The organism is Geodermatophilus sp. SYSU D00705 (genome assembly GCF_054050135.1).
The window spans coordinates 1-17,034 of record NZ_JBJGYT010000025.1 but is presented as its reverse complement, the minus strand read 5'-3'; the positions used below and the strand labels follow the sequence as shown (position 1 = coordinate 17,034).

At 75.1% G+C, this 17,034-nt stretch carries 17 protein-coding genes and 1 tRNA gene; 10 read left to right on the top strand and 8 right to left on the bottom strand.

What is annotated here, in order from left to right:
- The first annotated feature begins 14 nt into the window (after nucleotides 1–14).
- Nucleotides 15–482: a hypothetical protein gene (locus ACI78Q_RS17515; protein WP_456924689.1), complete on the top strand. Its 468-nt coding sequence runs from the start codon at nucleotides 15–17 to the stop codon at nucleotides 480–482.
- 186 nt (nucleotides 483–668) lie between these two features.
- Here ACI78Q_RS17515 and ACI78Q_RS17510 read toward each other — a convergent pair whose 3' ends face one another.
- Both ACI78Q_RS17510 and ACI78Q_RS17505 read right to left on the bottom strand, forming a co-directional pair.
- Nucleotides 669–1,103 (bottom strand): STAS domain-containing protein, encoded by a 435-nt coding sequence (locus ACI78Q_RS17510; protein ID WP_456924754.1) that lies wholly within the window; start codon nucleotides 1,101–1,103, stop codon nucleotides 669–671.
- Nucleotides 1,104–1,841: 738 nt separating this feature from the next.
- A tRNA-Leu gene (locus tag ACI78Q_RS17505) sits at nucleotides 1,842–1,926 on the bottom strand.
- A 122-nt stretch (nucleotides 1,927–2,048) separates the two neighbouring features.
- On the opposite strand from ACI78Q_RS17505, the gene ACI78Q_RS17500 reads away from it, so the two are divergent.
- Both ACI78Q_RS17500 and ACI78Q_RS17495 read left to right on the top strand, forming a co-directional pair.
- On the top strand, nucleotides 2,049–3,377 hold the full coding sequence (locus tag ACI78Q_RS17500; RefSeq protein ID WP_456924688.1) for a M20/M25/M40 family metallo-hydrolase: 1,329 nt from the start codon (nucleotides 2,049–2,051) through the stop codon (nucleotides 3,375–3,377).
- A gap of 90 nt (nucleotides 3,378–3,467) precedes the next feature.
- Complete coding sequence (locus ACI78Q_RS17495; protein ID WP_456924687.1) at nucleotides 3,468–4,271, top strand: SDR family oxidoreductase; 804 nt, start codon at nucleotides 3,468–3,470, stop codon at nucleotides 4,269–4,271.
- A gap of 1 nt (nucleotide 4,272) precedes the next feature.
- On the opposite strand, the gene ACI78Q_RS17490 is transcribed toward ACI78Q_RS17495, so the two are convergent.
- Nucleotides 4,273–4,851 carry a class I SAM-dependent methyltransferase gene (locus tag ACI78Q_RS17490; RefSeq protein ID WP_456924686.1) on the bottom strand — a complete coding sequence of 193 codons (579 nt, stop codon included), beginning with the start codon at nucleotides 4,849–4,851 and terminating at the stop codon, nucleotides 4,273–4,275.
- Nucleotides 4,852–4,977: 126 nt separating this feature from the next.
- On the opposite strand from ACI78Q_RS17490, the gene ACI78Q_RS17485 reads away from it, so the two are divergent.
- On the top strand, nucleotides 4,978–5,934 hold the full coding sequence (locus ACI78Q_RS17485; protein WP_456924685.1) for an NADPH:quinone oxidoreductase family protein: 957 nt from the start codon (nucleotides 4,978–4,980) through the stop codon (nucleotides 5,932–5,934).
- An 8-nt stretch (nucleotides 5,935–5,942) separates the two neighbouring features.
- On the opposite strand, the gene ACI78Q_RS17480 is transcribed toward ACI78Q_RS17485, so the two are convergent.
- The gene (locus ACI78Q_RS17480; protein ID WP_097206678.1) at nucleotides 5,943–6,149 is read right to left on the bottom strand and encodes a DUF5703 family protein; all 207 of its coding nucleotides are present in this window, start codon (nucleotides 6,147–6,149) and stop codon (nucleotides 5,943–5,945) included.
- 123 nt (nucleotides 6,150–6,272) lie between these two features.
- Between ACI78Q_RS17480 and ACI78Q_RS17475 the strand changes: the two genes are divergently transcribed.
- Nucleotides 6,273–6,539 carry a hypothetical protein gene (locus ACI78Q_RS17475; RefSeq protein ID WP_456924684.1) on the top strand — a complete coding sequence of 89 codons (267 nt, stop codon included), beginning with the start codon at nucleotides 6,273–6,275 and terminating at the stop codon, nucleotides 6,537–6,539.
- A gap of 24 nt (nucleotides 6,540–6,563) precedes the next feature.
- Here ACI78Q_RS17475 and ACI78Q_RS17470 read toward each other — a convergent pair whose 3' ends face one another.
- Both ACI78Q_RS17470 and ACI78Q_RS17465 read right to left on the bottom strand, forming a co-directional pair.
- Complete coding sequence (locus ACI78Q_RS17470) at nucleotides 6,564–8,204, bottom strand: alpha/beta fold hydrolase (RefSeq protein WP_456924683.1); 1,641 nt, start codon at nucleotides 8,202–8,204, stop codon at nucleotides 6,564–6,566.
- A 19-nt stretch (nucleotides 8,205–8,223) separates the two neighbouring features.
- Nucleotides 8,224–9,855 (bottom strand): alpha/beta hydrolase, encoded by a 1,632-nt coding sequence (locus ACI78Q_RS17465; protein WP_456924682.1) that lies wholly within the window; start codon nucleotides 9,853–9,855, stop codon nucleotides 8,224–8,226.
- Nucleotides 9,856–10,055: 200 nt separating this feature from the next.
- Between ACI78Q_RS17465 and ACI78Q_RS17460 the strand changes: the two genes are divergently transcribed.
- Entirely contained in the window at nucleotides 10,056–10,838 is a 783-nt protein-coding gene (locus tag ACI78Q_RS17460) for a DUF2470 domain-containing protein (protein ID WP_456924681.1), read from the top strand.
- A 59-nt stretch (nucleotides 10,839–10,897) separates the two neighbouring features.
- Here the strand turns inward: ACI78Q_RS17460 and ACI78Q_RS17455 are convergent, their stop codons facing one another.
- Together ACI78Q_RS17455 and ACI78Q_RS17450 are read right to left on the bottom strand one after the other, a co-directional pair.
- Nucleotides 10,898–12,844 (bottom strand): AAA family ATPase, encoded by a 1,947-nt coding sequence (locus ACI78Q_RS17455; RefSeq protein ID WP_456924680.1) that lies wholly within the window; start codon nucleotides 12,842–12,844, stop codon nucleotides 10,898–10,900.
- Nucleotides 12,841–13,812, bottom strand: a complete 972-nt coding sequence (locus tag ACI78Q_RS17450) for an aldo/keto reductase (RefSeq protein WP_456924679.1) — start codon at nucleotides 13,810–13,812, stop codon at nucleotides 12,841–12,843. Before ACI78Q_RS17450 ends, ACI78Q_RS17455 begins: the two co-directional genes overlap by 4 nt.
- Before the next feature lie 202 nt (nucleotides 13,813–14,014).
- Between ACI78Q_RS17450 and ACI78Q_RS17445 the strand changes: the two genes are divergently transcribed.
- Genes ACI78Q_RS17445 through ACI78Q_RS17430 form a run of 4 tightly spaced genes read left to right on the top strand, consistent with a single transcriptional unit; the run spans nucleotide 14,015 to nucleotide 16,984 of the window.
- Nucleotides 14,015–14,848, top strand: coding sequence for an undecaprenyl-diphosphate phosphatase (locus ACI78Q_RS17445; protein WP_456924678.1), 834 nt, complete (start codon nucleotides 14,015–14,017; stop codon nucleotides 14,846–14,848).
- Between the two features lie 56 nt (nucleotides 14,849–14,904).
- Complete coding sequence (locus tag ACI78Q_RS17440; protein ID WP_456924677.1) at nucleotides 14,905–15,606, top strand: histidine phosphatase family protein; 702 nt, start codon at nucleotides 14,905–14,907, stop codon at nucleotides 15,604–15,606.
- Between the two features lie 51 nt (nucleotides 15,607–15,657).
- On the top strand, nucleotides 15,658–16,209 hold the full coding sequence (locus tag ACI78Q_RS17435; RefSeq protein ID WP_456924676.1) for a DUF3090 family protein: 552 nt from the start codon (nucleotides 15,658–15,660) through the stop codon (nucleotides 16,207–16,209).
- Between the two features lie 19 nt (nucleotides 16,210–16,228).
- Nucleotides 16,229–16,984 carry an SCO1664 family protein gene (locus tag ACI78Q_RS17430; RefSeq protein WP_456924675.1) on the top strand — a complete coding sequence of 252 codons (756 nt, stop codon included), beginning with the start codon at nucleotides 16,229–16,231 and terminating at the stop codon, nucleotides 16,982–16,984.
- Nucleotides 16,985–17,034 lie beyond the last annotated feature (50 nt).

Here is a 17,034-nt window from a genome sequence, read left to right as displayed (position 1 = left end):
CGGAGGTCGATCACATGCGCAGGTATCTCGTCGTCGCGAACCAGACGCTCGGTGGGCGGGAGCTCCGGGAGGAGATCCGCAGGCGGGCGGTGGCGGGTGAGTCCTCGTTCTACGTGCTCGTGCCCAACACCCGCGCCGCCCACTACCACGTGGTGCCTGCGGCCGGCGGCGTCGTCCCCATGCCGAGCATGGCCACGAGCTACGGCGGGCCCGAGACCGACGAGGAGGCGACCGAGGAGGCCCGGGAGCGACTGTCTCAGATGCTGGCCGACCTCGCCGAGTCAGGAGTCGAGGCCGAGGGGCATCTGGGCAGCCCTCAGCCGCTGGCGGCCATCGGGGAGGCGCTCAGCGACCACGAGTTCGACGAGGTCATCGTGGCGACCCTGCCCAAGCGGGTCTCGCGCTGGCTCGGTTCGGACGTCCCGCACCAGGTCGAGCGCCGCTTCGGTCTGCCGGTCACCACGGTGGTCAGTCGAGCCTGACCGGCAGACGCTGGTGCGGGCAGCACATCACCACTGGCGGACGACGTCCTGTCCGATGCCGGGCGCTGGTCACATGCGGGCGGCCGCGACCGGATCCGGGGGCGTTCCCGCCGTCGCCGGCGTCTTTGCCGCGCACGCTGCCTTCCTGCCATCGGTGACCCCTGCTCGATCGATCCCGAGGGCGGCTCATGCGCTGACGACGGTGAAGAGGTCGAGCAGCCCGGTGACCTGCAGTGGCCGGGTCACCGGACGCGTGGTGGCTATCAGCAGGAGGCGTATGTCGCGCGCGGCGGCTGCCTTCTGCGTCTCCACGAGCAAGGCCAGTCCGGCCGAGCCCAGGAACTGCACACCGCGCAGATCGAGTACCAGCTCCGGCGGTTGCCGCTCCAGCTGGATCTCCAGGGCCGCCCGCAACAGCGGGGCGGTGAACGTGTCCACCTCCCCGGCAGCGGACACGGTCACCGCACCGTCGGGGCGAGTCCGGATGTCGAGGGACAGCGCATCTCGTCCAAGGCCCCACCCGCGCCCGTCTCCGTGGGCCAGCCAGATGTGGTCACCGACAACGCTCCTCTCCGGCGGGACCCGGAAGGCGGGGGTTGCCGGGGGTGTCCGCCGCTGCATCTGGTTCTTCGGTGGTGCCACGCCGTGCGGATGCAGCTGTTCACCCCGAGGGTGAACCCGCCGACCGGCGCTGTCCGCGCGGGGCGCCTCGTCGCCAGGGGCCCCGCATCCTCCACCCGTGGTTCTGACGAGGTGCGGCCATGGATGCCTGGATGCGCACGCTGGAGACGTCGGGCCGTGCCAATGGGCGGGGAGGCCTGTCCGCGCGCACCGTGCGCTACGTCTTCACGATCCTGCGGTCCGCGCTCGGCGACGCCGTCAAGCACGGGCGGCTGTCGGTGGACCCGACCGGCCGGTCGACACCGCCGAGCCCGTCGGAAGCCCGCCCGCCGGAGATGCAGGCGTGGACCGCGCCGGAGCTGGCCCGGTTCCTCCGCTGGGCAGACCAGCAGGATCCCGACCTCGCCATGGGCTGGCGGCCTGCTGGCGGCCACCGGCATGCGCCGCGGCGAGGCCCTCGCCCTCCGGTGGCGGGACGTCGACCTGGACGCCCGCCGGCTGGCGGTCCGCCGCAGCGTCGGCGTGGTGAAGGACAAGGGCGCCGGCGAGCAGATCGTCGAGGGCCCGACCAAGTGCACCCCGGCATGGGGCGCGAGGCCGCGGACCGCTTCGCGGCGCTGCTCGAGGGCTGACCCCAGCCGCGGAGTGTCACGGGGGTGTCACGAGGGCCTCACAGGCCCCGACAACAGAACACCCCGGGCTCCTGACCTGCAGGAACGCAACGCCGGGGTGAGGCTGTGTCCGAGGGGGGACTTGAACCCCCACGCCCGATAAAGGGCACTAGCACCTCAAGCTAGCGCGTCTGCCATTCCGCCACCCGGACGAGTGCGAGACAGAGACTACCGGACGTCCGGACGACGATCACGCACCCCCTCCCGCCGTCCGCGGGTGTCGGGCCGCCCCGCCCCTCCGGGGGACCCGCCGGACCGGTGGCACGATCGGCGCATGTCCGAGACCTCGCCCGCCCCGCTCGCCTCCGCCCAGGCCGAGGTCGCGGAACTGCTCAGTGACCTCATCCGCATCGACACGACCAACACCGGCGACACCGCCACCGGCAAGGGCGAGCGCGCCGCGGCCGAGTGGGTCGCCGGCAAGCTCGACGAGGTCGGCATCGGCAGCGTGATCCACGAGTCGGAGCGGGGCCGGGCCAGCCTGGTCGCCCGCATCCCGGGCGCCGACCGCAGCCGCCCCGCCCTGCTGGTGCACGGCCACCTCGACGTCGTCCCCGCCGACCCGGCCGAGTGGAGCGTGCACCCCTTCTCCGGGGAGGAGCGCGACGGCTACGTCTGGGGCCGGGGCGCGGTCGACATGAAGGACATGGACGCGATGGTGCTCGCGCTGGTCCGCGACTGGGCCCGCACCGGGGTGCAGCCGCCGCGCGACGTCGTGCTGGCCTACGTCGCCGACGAGGAGGCCGGCGGCCGGCTGGGCGCCCGCTTCCTCGTCGACGAGCACCCCGACCTGTTCGAGGGCTGCACCGAGGCGATCAGCGAGGTCGGCGGCTTCTCCATCACCGTCCGCGACGACCTGCGCCTCTACCTCGTGCAGACCGCCGAGAAGGGCCTGGCCTGGATGCGGCTGACCGCCGGCGGCAAGCCCGGTCACGGCTCCTTCGTGCACGACGACAACGCCGTCACCCGGCTGTGCCAGGCCGTGGCGCGGCTCGGCTCGCACCGCCTGCCCACCGTGCTGACGCCGCCGATGCGCCAGTTCCTGGCCGCCGTCGAGGACGCCTACGGCATCGAGATCGACCCCGACCAGCCGGAGGAGGCCCTCGCCCGCCTCGGCAGCATCAGTCGCATGATCGGCGCGGCGCTGCGCAACACGGTCAACCCGACGATGGTGCAGGCCGGCTACAAGGCCAACGTCATCCCGGGCACGGCCAGTGCCACGGTCGACGGCCGCTTCCTCTACGGGCAGGAGGAGGAGTTCGAGCGGCAGCTGGCGAGCCTGCTCGGCGAGGGCGTGCAGCGCGAGTGGATCGTCCACGACCAGGCCGTGGAGACGACGTTCGACGGCCCGCTGGTCGAGCAGATGGTCGCCGCCCTCCAGGCCGAGGACGACGGTGCGCGGCCGGTGCCGTTCACGATGAGCGGCGGCACCGACGCCAAGAGCTTCGAGCGCCTCGGGATGCGCTGCTTCGGGTTCTCCCCGCTGCGGCTCCCGCCGGACCTCGACTTCGCCTCGCTGTTCCACGGCATCGACGAACGGGTGCCGGTCGAGTCGCTGCGGTTCGGCATCCGCGTGCTGGACCGCTTCCTGCGCGCGGCGTGATGTGATGAGCACGTGACCGAGCTCGCGAGGTCACGCATCGACGGAGCACCCAGGGCGCGTGGTTCGACGAGCGCCGGCGAGGAGAGCCACGTGACCCAGCACACACCCGGTCCCGGCTCCGTCGCGCTGATCACCGGGGGCACCGGCGGCTTCGGCCGGGCCCTGGCCGCCAAGCTGAGCGCGGGCGGCGTCACCGTCGTCCTCGCCGACCTCGACGGGGAGCGGGCGCGGGCCACGGCCGCCGAGCTCGGCTGCGGGTTCGCCGTCCTCGACGTCACCGACCGCGCGGCCAACCGGGCCGTCGTCGAGCAGGTGGAGGCCGAGCACGGCCGGCTGGACGCGGTGTTCCTCAACGCCGGCATCGCCGGGTTCGACTCGACGGAGCTGCTGGACGTCGACGGCTTCCTGCGGGTGGTCGACGTCGACCTGTTCGGCGTCGTCTACGGCACCGCGGCCGCGCTGCCGGCGCTGCAGCGGGCCGGCGGCGGCGCGATCGTCGTGACGGCGTCGCTGGCGGGGCTCTCGCCGATGGCCACCGACCCCGGGTACAGCGTGGCCAAGGGCGGGGCGGTGGCGTTCGTCCGCTCGATGGCGCCGCGGCTGACCGCCGAGGGCATCACCATGACCGCCGTCTGCCCGGGCTTCGCCGACACCGCGATCATCGACCCGATCCGCGAGGAGTTCGAGAAGGCCGGCTTCCCGGTGCTCACCGCCGAGGAGGTGGCCGACGCGATGGTCGCGGCCTGGGCGTCGGGGGAGCCCGGTGCGGCCTACATCGTCCAGCCGGGTGTCGGCGCCGTCCCGTACCGGTTCAAGGGCGTGCCCAGCGCGAAGACCGCGACCGGGGAGACCGCCGTCGTCCCGGAGGCGCTGCGCCCGCCGTCGATGCGCTGACCTACTGCGCCGGGCCGGTGGGGCCGGAGCAGGCGAACAGGAACGCCGGCGGCACGTTCCACGGGGAGACCCGGCGCCGCACGGAGGCGAAGCGCCGGCGCAGCTCGCGCTCCATCAGCGGCGAGTACTGGATGACCAGCGTCACGCCCTGCGGGGTCATCGCCTTGGGCAGCACGTCGAGGATGCGGCGGCGCAGGCCCGGCTCCAGCGAGGTGTAGGGCAGCGCCGAGACCACGACGTCGGCCAGGGAGCCGTCCAGGTGGGCGTCGAGGAACTCGGCGGAGTCGCGGACCACGGTCAGCCGGGGGTCGCGGTGGCGCTCGCCGAGCAGCTCGGCCAGCCGCGGGTCGATCTCCAGGGCGATCAGCCGCGCGTCGGGCCCCAGCCGCGCGAGGATCTCGCCGGTCTGCGAGCCCGTGCCGGCGCCGAGCTCCACGACCAGCCGCGCCCCGGGCAGGTCGGCCAGGTCCAGCATGTCGCGCACCGCCCAGCGCGACGTCGGCAGGATCGCCCCGACCTGGCGGGGGTTGGTGACGAAGGCCTGCAGGAAGCGCAGCCGGTCATTCAGGTGGGAGATCATCGACGTCCTTCCCGGCCGCCCGGGGAAACGGCGACCGACGGTCCGCACCCTGTCACGGCCGCGCCGCGGCGGCGAACCGGGCCGCCCGGAACGCGGGTCCCCGGCGCGTCTGGCAGGGTCGCGGGCATGCGTGCATGGCGGGTCCGCGAACTCGGGAATCCCTCGTCGGTGCTGCGGCTCGAGGACGTCGAGCAGCCCACCCCCGGCGACGGCCAGGTGCTGGTGCGGGTGCGGGCGGCGGCGCTGAACTTCCCCGACATCCTCATGGTCCAGGGGAAGTACCAGGAGCGGCCCCCGCTGCCGTTCACCCCCGGCGTCGAGCTGTGCGGGGAGGTCGTGGACACCGGTCAGCGGGTGATCGGTGGCCCCTCGGGCGGCCCCGGCGCGTTCGCCGAGTACGCCCTCATGGACGCCGACGGCGTGTGGCCCGTGCCCGAAGGGATGTCCGACGAGAAGGCCGCCGCGCTCTACCTGACCTACCAGACCGGGCACGTGGGCCTGCACCGCCGGGCGCACCTGCAGCCGGGGGAGTGGCTGCTGGTGCACGCCGGCGCCGGCGGCGTCGGGTCGGCCGCCATCCAGCTCGGCAAGGCGGCCGGCGCGAAGGTCATCGCCACCGCCGGCGGAGCGCGCAAGGTCGAGGTCTGCCGCGAGCTCGGCGCCGACCACGTCGTGGACTACACCGGCGAGGACTTCGTGGCCGTGGTCAAGGAGGTCACCGGCGGCCACGGCGCCGACGTCGTCTACGACCCGGTCGGCGGCGACGTCTTCGACCGCTCCCGGAAGTGCATCGCCTTCGAGGGGCGGCTGGTGGTGGTGGGCTTCACCAGTGGCCGGATCCCGGAGGCCCCCGCCAACCACGCGCTGGTGAAGAACTACAGCGTCGTCGGCCTGCACTGGGGGCTCTACCGCACCCAGGAGCCGTCGCTGATCGCCAGCACCCACCAGGCGCTGACCGAGCTGGTCCAGAGCGGTCAGGTCGACCCGCTGCTCGGCGACGTGCTGCCGCTGGACCAGGCCCCGCAGGCGCTGGCCCGGCTGGCCGACCGCGGCACCGTCGGCAAGGTCGTGCTCGTCCCCTGAGCGGGGCGCTAGATGTGCGGCTTGGGCAGGTAGGACAACCGCGCCCGCCGGCGCAGGATGGCCTTCCGCGTGCCGTCGGCGTGCAGCTGGAGCCGGGCGAGCTCCCAGCCTCCGACGTCCGACTGCAGGCTCAGCATGGTCGCCGCTGCGGAACGGGACGTACCCGGTGGGATCCGCAGCGGCGCGAACTCGTAATCCCCGGCAACCGCCTCCATCGGCCCGATTGTGCCCGCCGAACGCCTGCAGGGCACGTGTTCGTCGTCTCCCGGACTGCCGGTCGCCCGGGCGGGCGGCAGGATGGGCGGCACCGGCGACCGCACGACGAGAGCGAGGACGACGTGACCGACCCCGGCACCGACGCGACCGACGCCGACCGCGCCGAGCAGCAGGACCTGGTCGATCCGCCCGAGGTGTCCCTCGCCGCCGACGCCACGCCGCCCGCGGGGGACGTGCCCGAGGCCGATGCGCTCGACCAGCAGATCGTGGCCCGGCCGCGGGGGACCGGGGCGCCGCTGCGGCCCGTCGGCGATCGGGAGGCCGACGACGCCGACGTCCTGGAGCAGGAGGCCGACGTGCCCGCGGAGGAGGACCCCGACCTGACCTGACGCCTCCCGGGGCGCGGGTCGCGGTCAGCGGCCCCCGGTGAGCAGCGTGGTCAGCACGTCGGTCCGCGCCGACGTGCGCTCCACCGTCGGGACCGGCGCCGGCGCCACGAACGGCACCTCCTGCTGGCACACGGTGCCCTCGGCCGGGAGGACCACCTCGAGCAGGTAGGTGTCGGCGGCGCCGGTGATGCACGCGGAGTTGCGCAGGTAGGCGGTGTGGTTGTCGCCCTCCATGGTCAGCAGCCGGGCGTTGCCCAGCTGCGCGGTCAGCCGCTGCGCCCACGCGTACGGCGTGGCCGGGTCGTAGGTGGTGCCGATCACCAGCACCGGCGGCGAGGACGCCGGGACGGCGAACGGGCCGTCGAACGCGTCCTCGTCGTGGACCGGCCACAACCCGTAGCTGATCTCGGCGTACCCGCTGTTGACCCAGAAGTGCGGGAAGGACGCCCACGACTCCGCGCCGCGGTCCAGGTAGACCGCCAGGTCGCCCTGCGGATACTGCTGCTCGGTGGCGCCGATGGTGAAGTAGCGGTCGAGGGTGGGCTCGTACGTGCCGTCCTCCCGCCGCCCGTAGTAGTCGGCCACCAGCGCCCGGACCGCCGAGCCGTCCCCGGCCGCCGCGGCGGCCAGCGCCTGCCCCAGCGCGCCCCAGCGCCGCTTGGAGTACAGCTGGCCCATCGTGGCGACGAGGATGTCGTCCCCGCTGACCGCCCGCGGGTCGGCGGCGTACCCGTCGGCGGGGATGGGGGTGGCGTTGGCCGCCTCGACGAGCCGGTCGTAGGCCAGGTACGGGTCGGTGCCGCCGAAGCCGGAGCACGCCACCTGGTCCACCGCGCACGCCTCGGTGAAGCGGGCCAGGGACTGCTCGAAGCCCGCGGTCTGCTCGGCGATGTTGCTCAGCGGGTCGGAGACGTACTCCTCGGCGTCGACCGCGCCGTCCAGCGCGAGCGCGCGGTACCGGTCGGGGAACAGCGCGGCGTAGGTGGCGCCGAGGAAGGTGCCGTAGGAGAAGCCGAGGTAGGTGAGCCGCTCGTCGCCGACGGCGGCGCGCAGCACGTCCATGTCGCGGGCGACGTTGGCCGTCGACACGTGCTCGAGGATCGCGCCGTTGGCCAGGCAGGCGTCCACGTAGCCCTGCGCCTTGGCGACGTAGGCGTCGACGTCGATGTCGAGCGGGGTGGGCACCGGCATCGAGTAGATGCCCTGGGTCTCCTGGTCGACGTGGCAGTCGATGGACGGGGTGCTCTGGCCGACGCCGCGCGGGTCGAACCCGACGACGTCGAACCGCGCGGTCAGCCCGGGCAGGAACGCCGCGCCCACCGCCTGCAGGACGTCCACGCTCGTGCCGCCCGGCCCGCCGAAGTTGAAGAACAGCGAGCCGATGCGGTTGGCCGGGTCGGTGGCCGGCACCCGGGCGACGGCGATCTGCACCTGCTCGCCGGCGGGGTCGTCGTGGTCCAGCGGCAGCGGCGCGGTGGCGCACTGGACACCGGCCGCCCGCCCGGCGTCGGTGGTGCCGCAGTCGGTCCAGGTGAGGGTGGGGGCGACCGGCTCGGCGGCCGGCGCGGGGAGCCCCTGCGCGTCGGCGACGGTGCCGCCGGTGCCGAGGGCGAGGGCGGTGACGACCCCGAGGACGGCGGTGCGGCGGCAGGCGGGTCCGGTCACGGCAGCTCCCTGGTCGGTGTCAGCGGATCGTCCGGAGCGGGACGAGCTCGGTCGCCAGCGTCGTCTGGACGGCCACCGGGGCCGGGGCGGTGAACGGCACCTCCTGGGGGCAGACCGTGCCCTCGGGGGGCAGGGTGAGGCCGACCAGGTAGGCCTCGGTGGCCGCGTCGATGCAGGAGGACTTGCCGCCGTAGGCGGTGTGCCCGTCCCCGTCCATCGTGAGCAGCCGCGCGTTGCCGAGCTGGTCGGTCAGCTGCGCCGCGGCCGCGTACGGGGTGGCCATGTCGTAGGTGGTGCCGATGACGAGTGCGCTCGGGGCGGTGGGGGAGGCGGTGAACGGCCCGCCGAAGGCGTCGGCGTCCGAGCGGGGCCAGAGGGCGAAGCCGACCTGGGCGTAGCCGAACGACGCCCAGAAGTGCGGGAAGGCCACCCACTCCTGTGCGCCGCGGCGGAGGTAGGCGTCGACGTCGCGCGGCCACCGCTGCTCACTGGCGGAGATGGCGACGAAGCGGTCCGGGCCGGGGTCGTCCGAGCCGTCCTCGGCCTCCGGGTAGACGGCGACGTCGAAGATCAGCCGCATCGTCGACGCGTCGCCCGCGGCGGCCTGGGCGAGGGCCGCGCCCAGCAGGCCCCAGAGCCGCTTGGCGTACAGCAGGGTCTGGGTGACGTCGCGGATGACGTCCGCGGAGACCGGCTCGGGGTTCGCCGTGTAGCGGGGAGCCGGGATGGGCGTGGCCGCGGCCGTGGCCAGCAGCGCGTCGTACGCGGCCAGCGGGTCGCTGCCGCCGAAGCCGGAGCAGGCCACCTGGTCGGCGGCGCAGGCCGAGGTGAAGCGGTCGAGGGCCCGCTCCAGCGCGGCCTCCTGCGCGGTGGCCGACCCCACCGGGTCGTGGATGTAGGCGGTGGGGTCGATCGCGCCGTCGAGGACGAGGGCGCGGTACCGGTCGGGGAACAGCGTGGCGTAGGTGGCGCCGAGGAAGGTGCCGTAGGAGAAGCCGAGGTAGGTCAGCTGCTCCTCGCCGAGGGCGGCGCGCAGCACGTCCATGTCGCGGGCGACGTTGGCCGTCGACACGTGCTCGAGGATCGCGCCGTTGGCCGCGGTGCACGCGTCGACGTACCGCTGGGCCCGGTCGAGCAGGGCCTGGGGGTCCAGCTCGATGGGCGACAGGAACGGGTGCGCCCAGAGTCCCTCGCTGACCTGGTCGACGTGGCAGTCGATCGCCGGGGTGCTCTGGCCGACGCCGCGGGGGTCGAAGCCGACGACGTCGAAGCGCCGGTTGAGGTCCGCGAAGACGCCGGCGCCGTTGGCCTGCAGGTAGTCGACCGACGCGGCACCGGGCCCGCCGAAGTCGAAGAACAGCGAGCCGATGCGGTTGGCCGGGTCGGTGGCCGGCACCCGCGCGACGGCGATCTGCACCTGCTCCCCGGCGGGGTCGTCGTGGTCCAGCGGCAGCGGCGCGGTGGCGCACTGGACACCGGCCGCCGTCCCCGCCTCGGCGGTGCCGCAGGCGGCCCAGGTGAGGGTGGGGACCACCGGCTCGGTGGCCAGTGGCGGGAGCTCCTCGGCGGCGGCGACGGTGCCGCCGGTGCCGAGGGCGAGGGCGGTGACGACGCCGAGGACGGCGGTACGACGGCAGGCGCTCACGAGCACGGCAGCCCCCAGGTGGTCCGAGCGCCGCGGGCGGGCCCCGGACTGTGCCCATGGGACACCCGTCGGTCGGCCGGGGGCAACGGTCCGCCGGGGCGTCGCGGCGCGTCTTTCTGAGACCGGCCGGTCCGGAGGTTCCCCTCCCGCCGCAACTGTGGTTAGGCTCGCCTAAGTCCTGTGTCGCAGATCTCGAGGGAGCGTCCATGACGACCAGCCCCGGCCGGAGCCCCGCGCCGCCCGCCGCGCTGGCCGACCCGGCCGAACGGGCCCGCACGGTCGCCTCCCGCCCGGCCGCCGCGCTCTGCGTCCGCGGCCTGGCGCCCGGCCGTCCGCTCGCCCACGCCACCACCCGCGACGGGCGGGTGCTCGTGCTCGTGCCCAGCGCGGGTGAGGTGGCCGCCGCCCTCGCCGGGGAGCCCGACGTCACCGCGGTGCTGATGGTCAGCGACCGGGCGCCGGTCCCGCTGCGCGACTCGCTGCGCGCCCAGCTGTGGCTCTCCGGCTGGCTCACCCCGATCGGCCCGGCCGACCAGCGCGACGCCGCGATGGCCTTCGCCGACGTCCGCCCGGTGGGGGCGCTGCTCGACGTCGGCGGCGACGCCACCCTGCTGCGCCTGGACCTCGCCGAGGTGGTGCTGCGCGAGGGCGCCCGCTGCGCCGAGATCGGGCCGCCCGACTACGCCGCCGCCCGCCCCGACCCGCTGGCCGGCGTCGAGGCGGCCATGTTGCGCCACCTGGACCGCGACCACCCCGAGGTGCTGCAGCTGCTGCGCAGCCGCATCCCGGCCGGCGAGCTGGGCCCGCGCGACGTGGTCCGGCCGCTGGGCGTCGACCGCTTCGGCTACCGGCTGCGCATCGAGCGGCTCACCAGCACCCGCGACCTGCGGGTCCCGTTCGCCCGGCCGCTGACCTGCGCCGGGCAGCTGCACGCGGCCACCCGGCAGCTGCTGTGCGCGGCGCGCGCCGCGCTCGCCGGCCGCGACTGACGGCCTCCCTGCAGGGACCCGCCGCGAGTGTGCGCGCGGTGGGGGGCAGGGAGGTCCTCCTAGTTCTCGGCCAGCAGCGCCGCCAGCCGCGTGCGCCGCGGCCGGACGTCGACCTGGCTCACCGCCCGGGCCAGGGCCGCGCCGCTGGCGTGCACGATCGACAGGTGCCGCTGCGCGCGGGTCAGCGCGGTGTAGACCAGCGGCCGCGAGAGCATCCCCCCGGCCTCCGGCGGCAGGACGACGACCACGCCGGCCCACTCCGACCCCTGCGCGCGGTGCACGGTGATCGCCCAGCCGTGCCGCAGGTCGCTCATCGCCGAGCCGCTGACCGTGACCGGCCCGGAGGCGAAGTCGACGTCCAGCGTGCCGTCGCCGGTGCCGGTGACCACGCCGACCTCGCCGTTGGCGAACCCGATCGGCTCGAGGTCCAGGTGGTTGGCGGTGGCCACCACCCGGTCGCCGACGTCGAAGCCCCACACCGTGCCGTCGCCGGGGTTCAGCTTCGCCTTGAGTGCCTTGTTCAGCTCGATGGTGCCGGCCGGCCCGCGGTGCACCGGGGTGACCACCTGCACCGTCGCCGGGTCGATGCCCAGCGCCCGGGGGATCGAGTCGGTGACCAGCTGCACCACCCGCCTGGCCGCCTCCGCGCTGCCGGTCGCCGGGACGACGACGACCTCGCGGTCGGGGGAGTCCACCGGCGGCAGCTCCCCGGCCCGGACGGCGTTGGCCAGCCGGGCGATCGCGCCGCCCTCGGCCTGCCGGTAGAGGGTGGTCAGCTCGACGACCGGGACGACGCCGGAGTCGATCAGGTCGCCCAGCACGTGGCCGGGCCCGATCGAGGGCAGCTGCGCGGGGTCGCCGACCAGCAGCAGGTGGGTGCCGTCCTGGCAGGCCTCCAGCAGCGCCGCGGTCAGCTCGACGTCCAGCATGGAGGCCTCGTCGACCACGACGACGTCGGCGTCCAGCGGCCACTCCTCGTTGCGGGCGAACCCGCCGGAGGTGCCCTGGGCGCCGAGCAGCCGGTGCACGGTGACCGCCGGGTGGTCGGTGAGCTCCTCCAGCCGCTTGGCCGCCCGCCCGGTGGGGGCGGCCAGCGCGACCTCGCTGCCCTTGGACCGCAGCAGGGACACCACCGCCGCGACGGTGCGGCTCTTGCCGGTGCCGGGCCCGCCGGTGAGCAGCGAGACGCCGGCGCCGAGCACCTGGGCGACGGCCTTCTTCTGCGCCTCGTCCAGCCCCTTGGCCACCGACCGGACGGCGGCGGGGTCGGCGATCCGCTCGGCGGTGGCGGCCAGCCGGGCGACGTTCTCCGCGACCGCCTCCTCGGCCATGCCGTAGCGGGCCAGCGACAGGGTGCGCAGCGCCGGATCGGGCTCGAGCAGCTCGTCGGGATCGGCGTCCTCGTCGACGTCCGGCTCCGGCGGTTCGTGCTCCAGCACGTCGCCGGACTCCACGGCGGCGACGATCGCCGCCGCCGGGTCGGCGACCTGCTCGGCGCGCAGCGCCGCGACCACCAGGTCGGCGGGCAGCACGGTGTGCCCGTCGCGGGTCGCCGTCCGCAGGGTCATCGCCACGATCGCCCGGCCGCGGCGGGTGTCCTGACGGTCCGCGCCGGGCAGGACGGCGATCGCCAGCCGGTCGGCGTCGGTGAGGGTGACCCCGGGCAGGCCCAGCAGCGCCCACGGATCGTCGCGCAGCCGGCGGGCGGCGTCGGTGCCCAGGGCGTCGGCGGCGGTGGCGGCCAGCCTCGCCTCCAGGCCCGCGCCGACCAGCAGCGCCACCACCTCGTAGGTGGGCTGCGCGGACAGGAAGCCGGAGAACAGCCGCTCGGCGCGCTGCCGCCCGACGCGGGGCAGCTTGAGCAGCCGGTCGGCGGTGACGTCGTCGGGGGAGGTGATGCCCGCGGCGGGGAGCTCGGCCGCGGCCCGTTTGCCCAGGCCCGGCCACAGCCCGGCCGCGCAGAACGCGGCGAAGACGGGGTCGGTGGCGACGGCCGGCGGGGTCATCGCCGCTCCGGGTAGCCGAAGTAGGGCGCGGAGACGTCCTCCAGCGCGGTGCGGATCGCGGCCGGCAGCCGCACCGCCTCGGCGTCCAGCGAGGCCTGCAGCTGCTGGGCGGTGCGCGCCCCGACCACCGGCGCGGTGACGCCGGGCCGGTCCCGCACCCAGGCGAGCGCGACGGCCAGCGGGCTGGTGCCCAGCCCGTCGGCGGCGGTGATCACGGCCTCGACGATGCGGTCGGCGGTCGCGCTGCGCAGCCCGTCGATGAAGCCCTGCCACTGCGGGGAGGCGCCCCGGGACTCCGACGGCGTGGTGTGCCGGTACTTGCCGGTGAGCAGCCCCCGGCCCAGCGGCGACCAGGCCAGCACGCCCAGGCCCAGCGCCTCGGCGGCCGGCACCACCTCGCGCTCCACCCCGCGCTGCAGCAGCGAGTACTCCACCTGGGTGCTCACCACCGGCACCCGGCCCGGCCAGGCCCGCTGCCAGGTCGCGGCCTGGGCGGTCTGCCAGCCGGTGAAGTTGCTGATCCCGACGTAGCGCACCCGCCCGGAGGAGACGGCGGTGTCGCAGGCGGCCAGGGTCTCCTCGACCGGCGTCGTCTCGTCCCAGGCGTGCAGCTGCCACAGGTCCACGTGGTCCAGGCCCAGCCGGTCCAGGGAGGCGTCGAGGGCAGCGAGCAGGTGCCCCCGGGAGGCGCCGCGCCCCATCGGCCCGGGCGCGGTGCGCCCCACGGCCTTGGTGGCGACCAGCACGTCCGAGCGGGGGACGACGTCGGCCAGCAGCCGGCCCAGGGTGCGCTCGCTCTCGCCGTCGCAGTAGACGTCGGCGGTGTCGACCAGGGTGCCGCCGGCGTCGACGAACGCCGTCAGCTGCATGGCGGCCTCGTCCTCGTCGGTGTCCCGGCCCCAGGTCATGGTGCCCAGCGCCAGGCGGGAGACGACCAGGCCGCTGCGCCCCAGCGCGCGTTGTTCCACGGGAGGCCAACCTACCGGCGCCCCGGGCCAGAGGCCGGGGACCGGCCGGGTCGGTGGACGGCGCGCCGGGCTGTGGACGGCGCCACACCGGAGCGGCGCCCGGGCACCGGCACGCGCCGCGCCTAGGCTGGCCTCCCGTGCTCCGCAGAACCGCCCCCGCCCGCCGCCGCAGCTCCGCCGCCCGCCGGGGGATGAGCGCCCGATGAGCTGGATCGAAGCCGTCGTCCTCGGCCTGGTGCAGGGCCTCACCGAGTTCCTGCCGATCTCCTCCAGCGCGCACCTGCGGGTGGTGGGCGAGGCGTTCGGCTGGGGCGACCCCGGCGCGGCGTTCACCGCCATCACCCAGATCGGCACCGAGGCCGCGGTGCTGCTCTACTTCCGCCGCGACATCGGCCGGATCATCGCCGCCTGGGTGCGCTCGCTGGGCGACCGGTCGATGCGCCGCGACCCCGACGCCCGCATGGGCTGGCTGATCATCGTGGGCAGCCTGCCGATCGTCGTCCTCGGGCTGCTGTTCCAGGACGACATCGAGACCACCTTCCGCAGCCTGTGGATCGTCGCCGTCGCGCTGATCGCCTTCTCCCTGATCCTGTTCTGGGCCGACCGGGTGGGCTCGAAGAAGCGGGAGCTGGACAAGCTCACCGTCGGGCACGGCATCGCCTTCGGGTTCGCCCAGGCGATGGCGCTGGTCCCCGGCGTCTCCCGCTCCGGCGGCACGATCACGATGGGGCTGTTCCTCGGCTACTCGCGCTCGGCCGCGGCCCGCTACTCGTTCCTGCTGGCCGTGCCCGCCGTCCTCGGGTCCGGCTTCTTCCAGGCCTACGAGGCGCTGACCGGCGACGTCGAGGGCGAGACGGTGTCGTGGGGCCCGACGATCCTCGCCACCGTGCTCGCCTTCGGGGTGGGCTGGACCGTCATCGCCTGGCTGCTGCGCTACCTGGACCGCGGCAGCTTCACGCCGTTCGTCGTCTACCGGGTGCTGCTGGGCGGGCTGCTGCTGGTGCTGCTCGGCACGGGGATCCTCGCCGCCTCCTGACGCCCGCAGCGGTCGACGGGGGAGCGCGGCGGACCGGCCCCCTAGGCTGCGGCGTCGTGACCACGGTCCTCCTCCTGCGCCACGGCCGGTCGACGGCCAACACCGGTGGCGTGCTCGCCGGCTGGACCCCCGGCGTGCAGCTCGACGAGACCGGGCAGGCGCAGGCCCGCGCGGTGGGGGAGCGGCTGGCCCCCGTGCCGCTGGCCGCCGTGGTCAGCAGCCCCCTGGAGCGCTGCCGGCAGACCGCCGCCGCCGTCCTCGACGGCCGCGACCTGGAGCTGCAGACCGACGACCGGCTCGGCGAGGCCCGCTACGGCGACTGGACCGGCCGCCAGCTGAAGGACCTGGTCAAGGAACCCATGTGGAAGGTCGTGCAGCAGCACCCCTCCGCCGCGGTGTTCCCCGGCCCCGAGGGGGAGGGGCTGGCGCAGACCCAGGCCCGCGCCGTCGCCGCCGTCCGGACCTGGAACGCCACCCTCGGGCCGGACGCGGTCTGGCTGGCCTGCAGCCACGGCGACGTCATCAAGGCCGTCCTCGCCGACGCCCTCGGCCTGCACCTGGACCAGTTCCAGCGGATCGTCGTCGACCCCGCCTCGATCTCGGTGGTCACCTACACCGAGACCCGACCGTTCGTCGTCCGCATGAACGACACCGGTGGGGACGTCGCCGCGCTCGTCCCGCCGAAGAGGAAGGGACGGCGCCGAAAGAAGGCCGACTCCGACGCCGTCGTCGGCGGCGGAGCCGGCGCGACCGTGTGACCTGGGTGTCTCGGGCTCGCCCCGGACGCCCGTCCGCGTAACCTGGGGCCCGTGCCGCGCCAGGTCCATCTCTTCGACCGCCCCTCCCGGTTCGTCGCGGGCACGGTCGGGCAGCCCGGCGACCGCACCTTCTACCTGCAGGCCGCGGACTCCGCCGGCCGCGTCGTCAGCGTCGCGCTGGAGAAGACCCAGGTGCAGGTGCTCGCCGACCGGATGAACGAGCTGCTCGACGAGGTCGCCACCCGTCCGGGCACCGTCGTCCCGCCCGACGCCGAGGTCGACGACCTCGAGCCGCTCACCGCGCCGGTCGACGAGGAGTTCCGCGTCGCCGCCATGGGCCTGGCCTGGGACGGCGAGGCGCAGGCCGTCGTCGTCGAGGCCGTGGCCGCCGGCGAGGAGCCGGTCGACGAGGACGCGATCCTCTCCGACAGCGAGGAGGGGCCCGACGCGCTGCGGGTCACCATCACCCCCGCCGCCGCCCGCGCGTTCGTCGTCCGCGCCCGCCGGGTGATCGCCGCGGGCCGCCCGTCCTGCCCGCTGTGCTCCCTGCCGCTGGACCCCAGCGGGCACGTGTGCCCGCGGCAGAACGGCTACCGCCGCTGAGCCCCGGCCGCCCCACCCCATGACCGAACGCCCCGCCGACCCGGCGTCGGACCTGCGCGCCCCGGCCGGGGACGACGAGGCCCGCGCGCTGCTCCTCGACGGCGAGATCGACCTCGAGGGCCGGATGCTCGACGCCAGCAACGTGACCCTGGTCGGCGCCATCCGCACCGGCGAGCTCGAGGCCGAGTGCGTGTACAAGCCGATCGCCGGCGAGCGCCCGCTGTGGGACTTCCCCGACGGCACCCTCGCCGGCCGGGAGATCGCCGCCGCGCTGGTCTCCGAGGCCACCGGCTGGCGCGTCGTGCCCCCCACGGTGCTCCGCGACGGCCCGTTCGGCCCGGGCATGGTCCAGCTGTGGATCGACGGCGACCCCGACGTCGACCTCGCCGCGTTCGTCCGCTCCGACCACCCCGGGCTGCGGCGGATGGCGGTGTTCGACGCCGTCGTCAACAACGCCGACCGCAAGGGCGGGCACATCATCCCCACGCTCGACGGCCACGTGTACGGCGTCGACCACGGCATCTGCTTCTCCGTCGACCCCAAGCTGCGCACCCTGCTGTGGCGCTGGGCCGGCCAGCCGCTGCCGGCCGAGGCGGTCGAGGTGCTGGAGCGGCTCTCCGCCGACCTGCTCGGCGACCTGGGCGAGCAGCTGCACGAGCACCTCACCCGCCGCGAGGTGCGCCGCACCCAGCAGCGCGTCGCCGAGCTGCTGCGCACCGGCCGGCACCCGCAACCCAGCGGCGACTGGCCGGCGCTGCCCTGGCCGCCCTTCTGAGCCGATTGCCTCCGCCAGATCGGCGACGTGGTGGCCATCAGGCGCCTGAT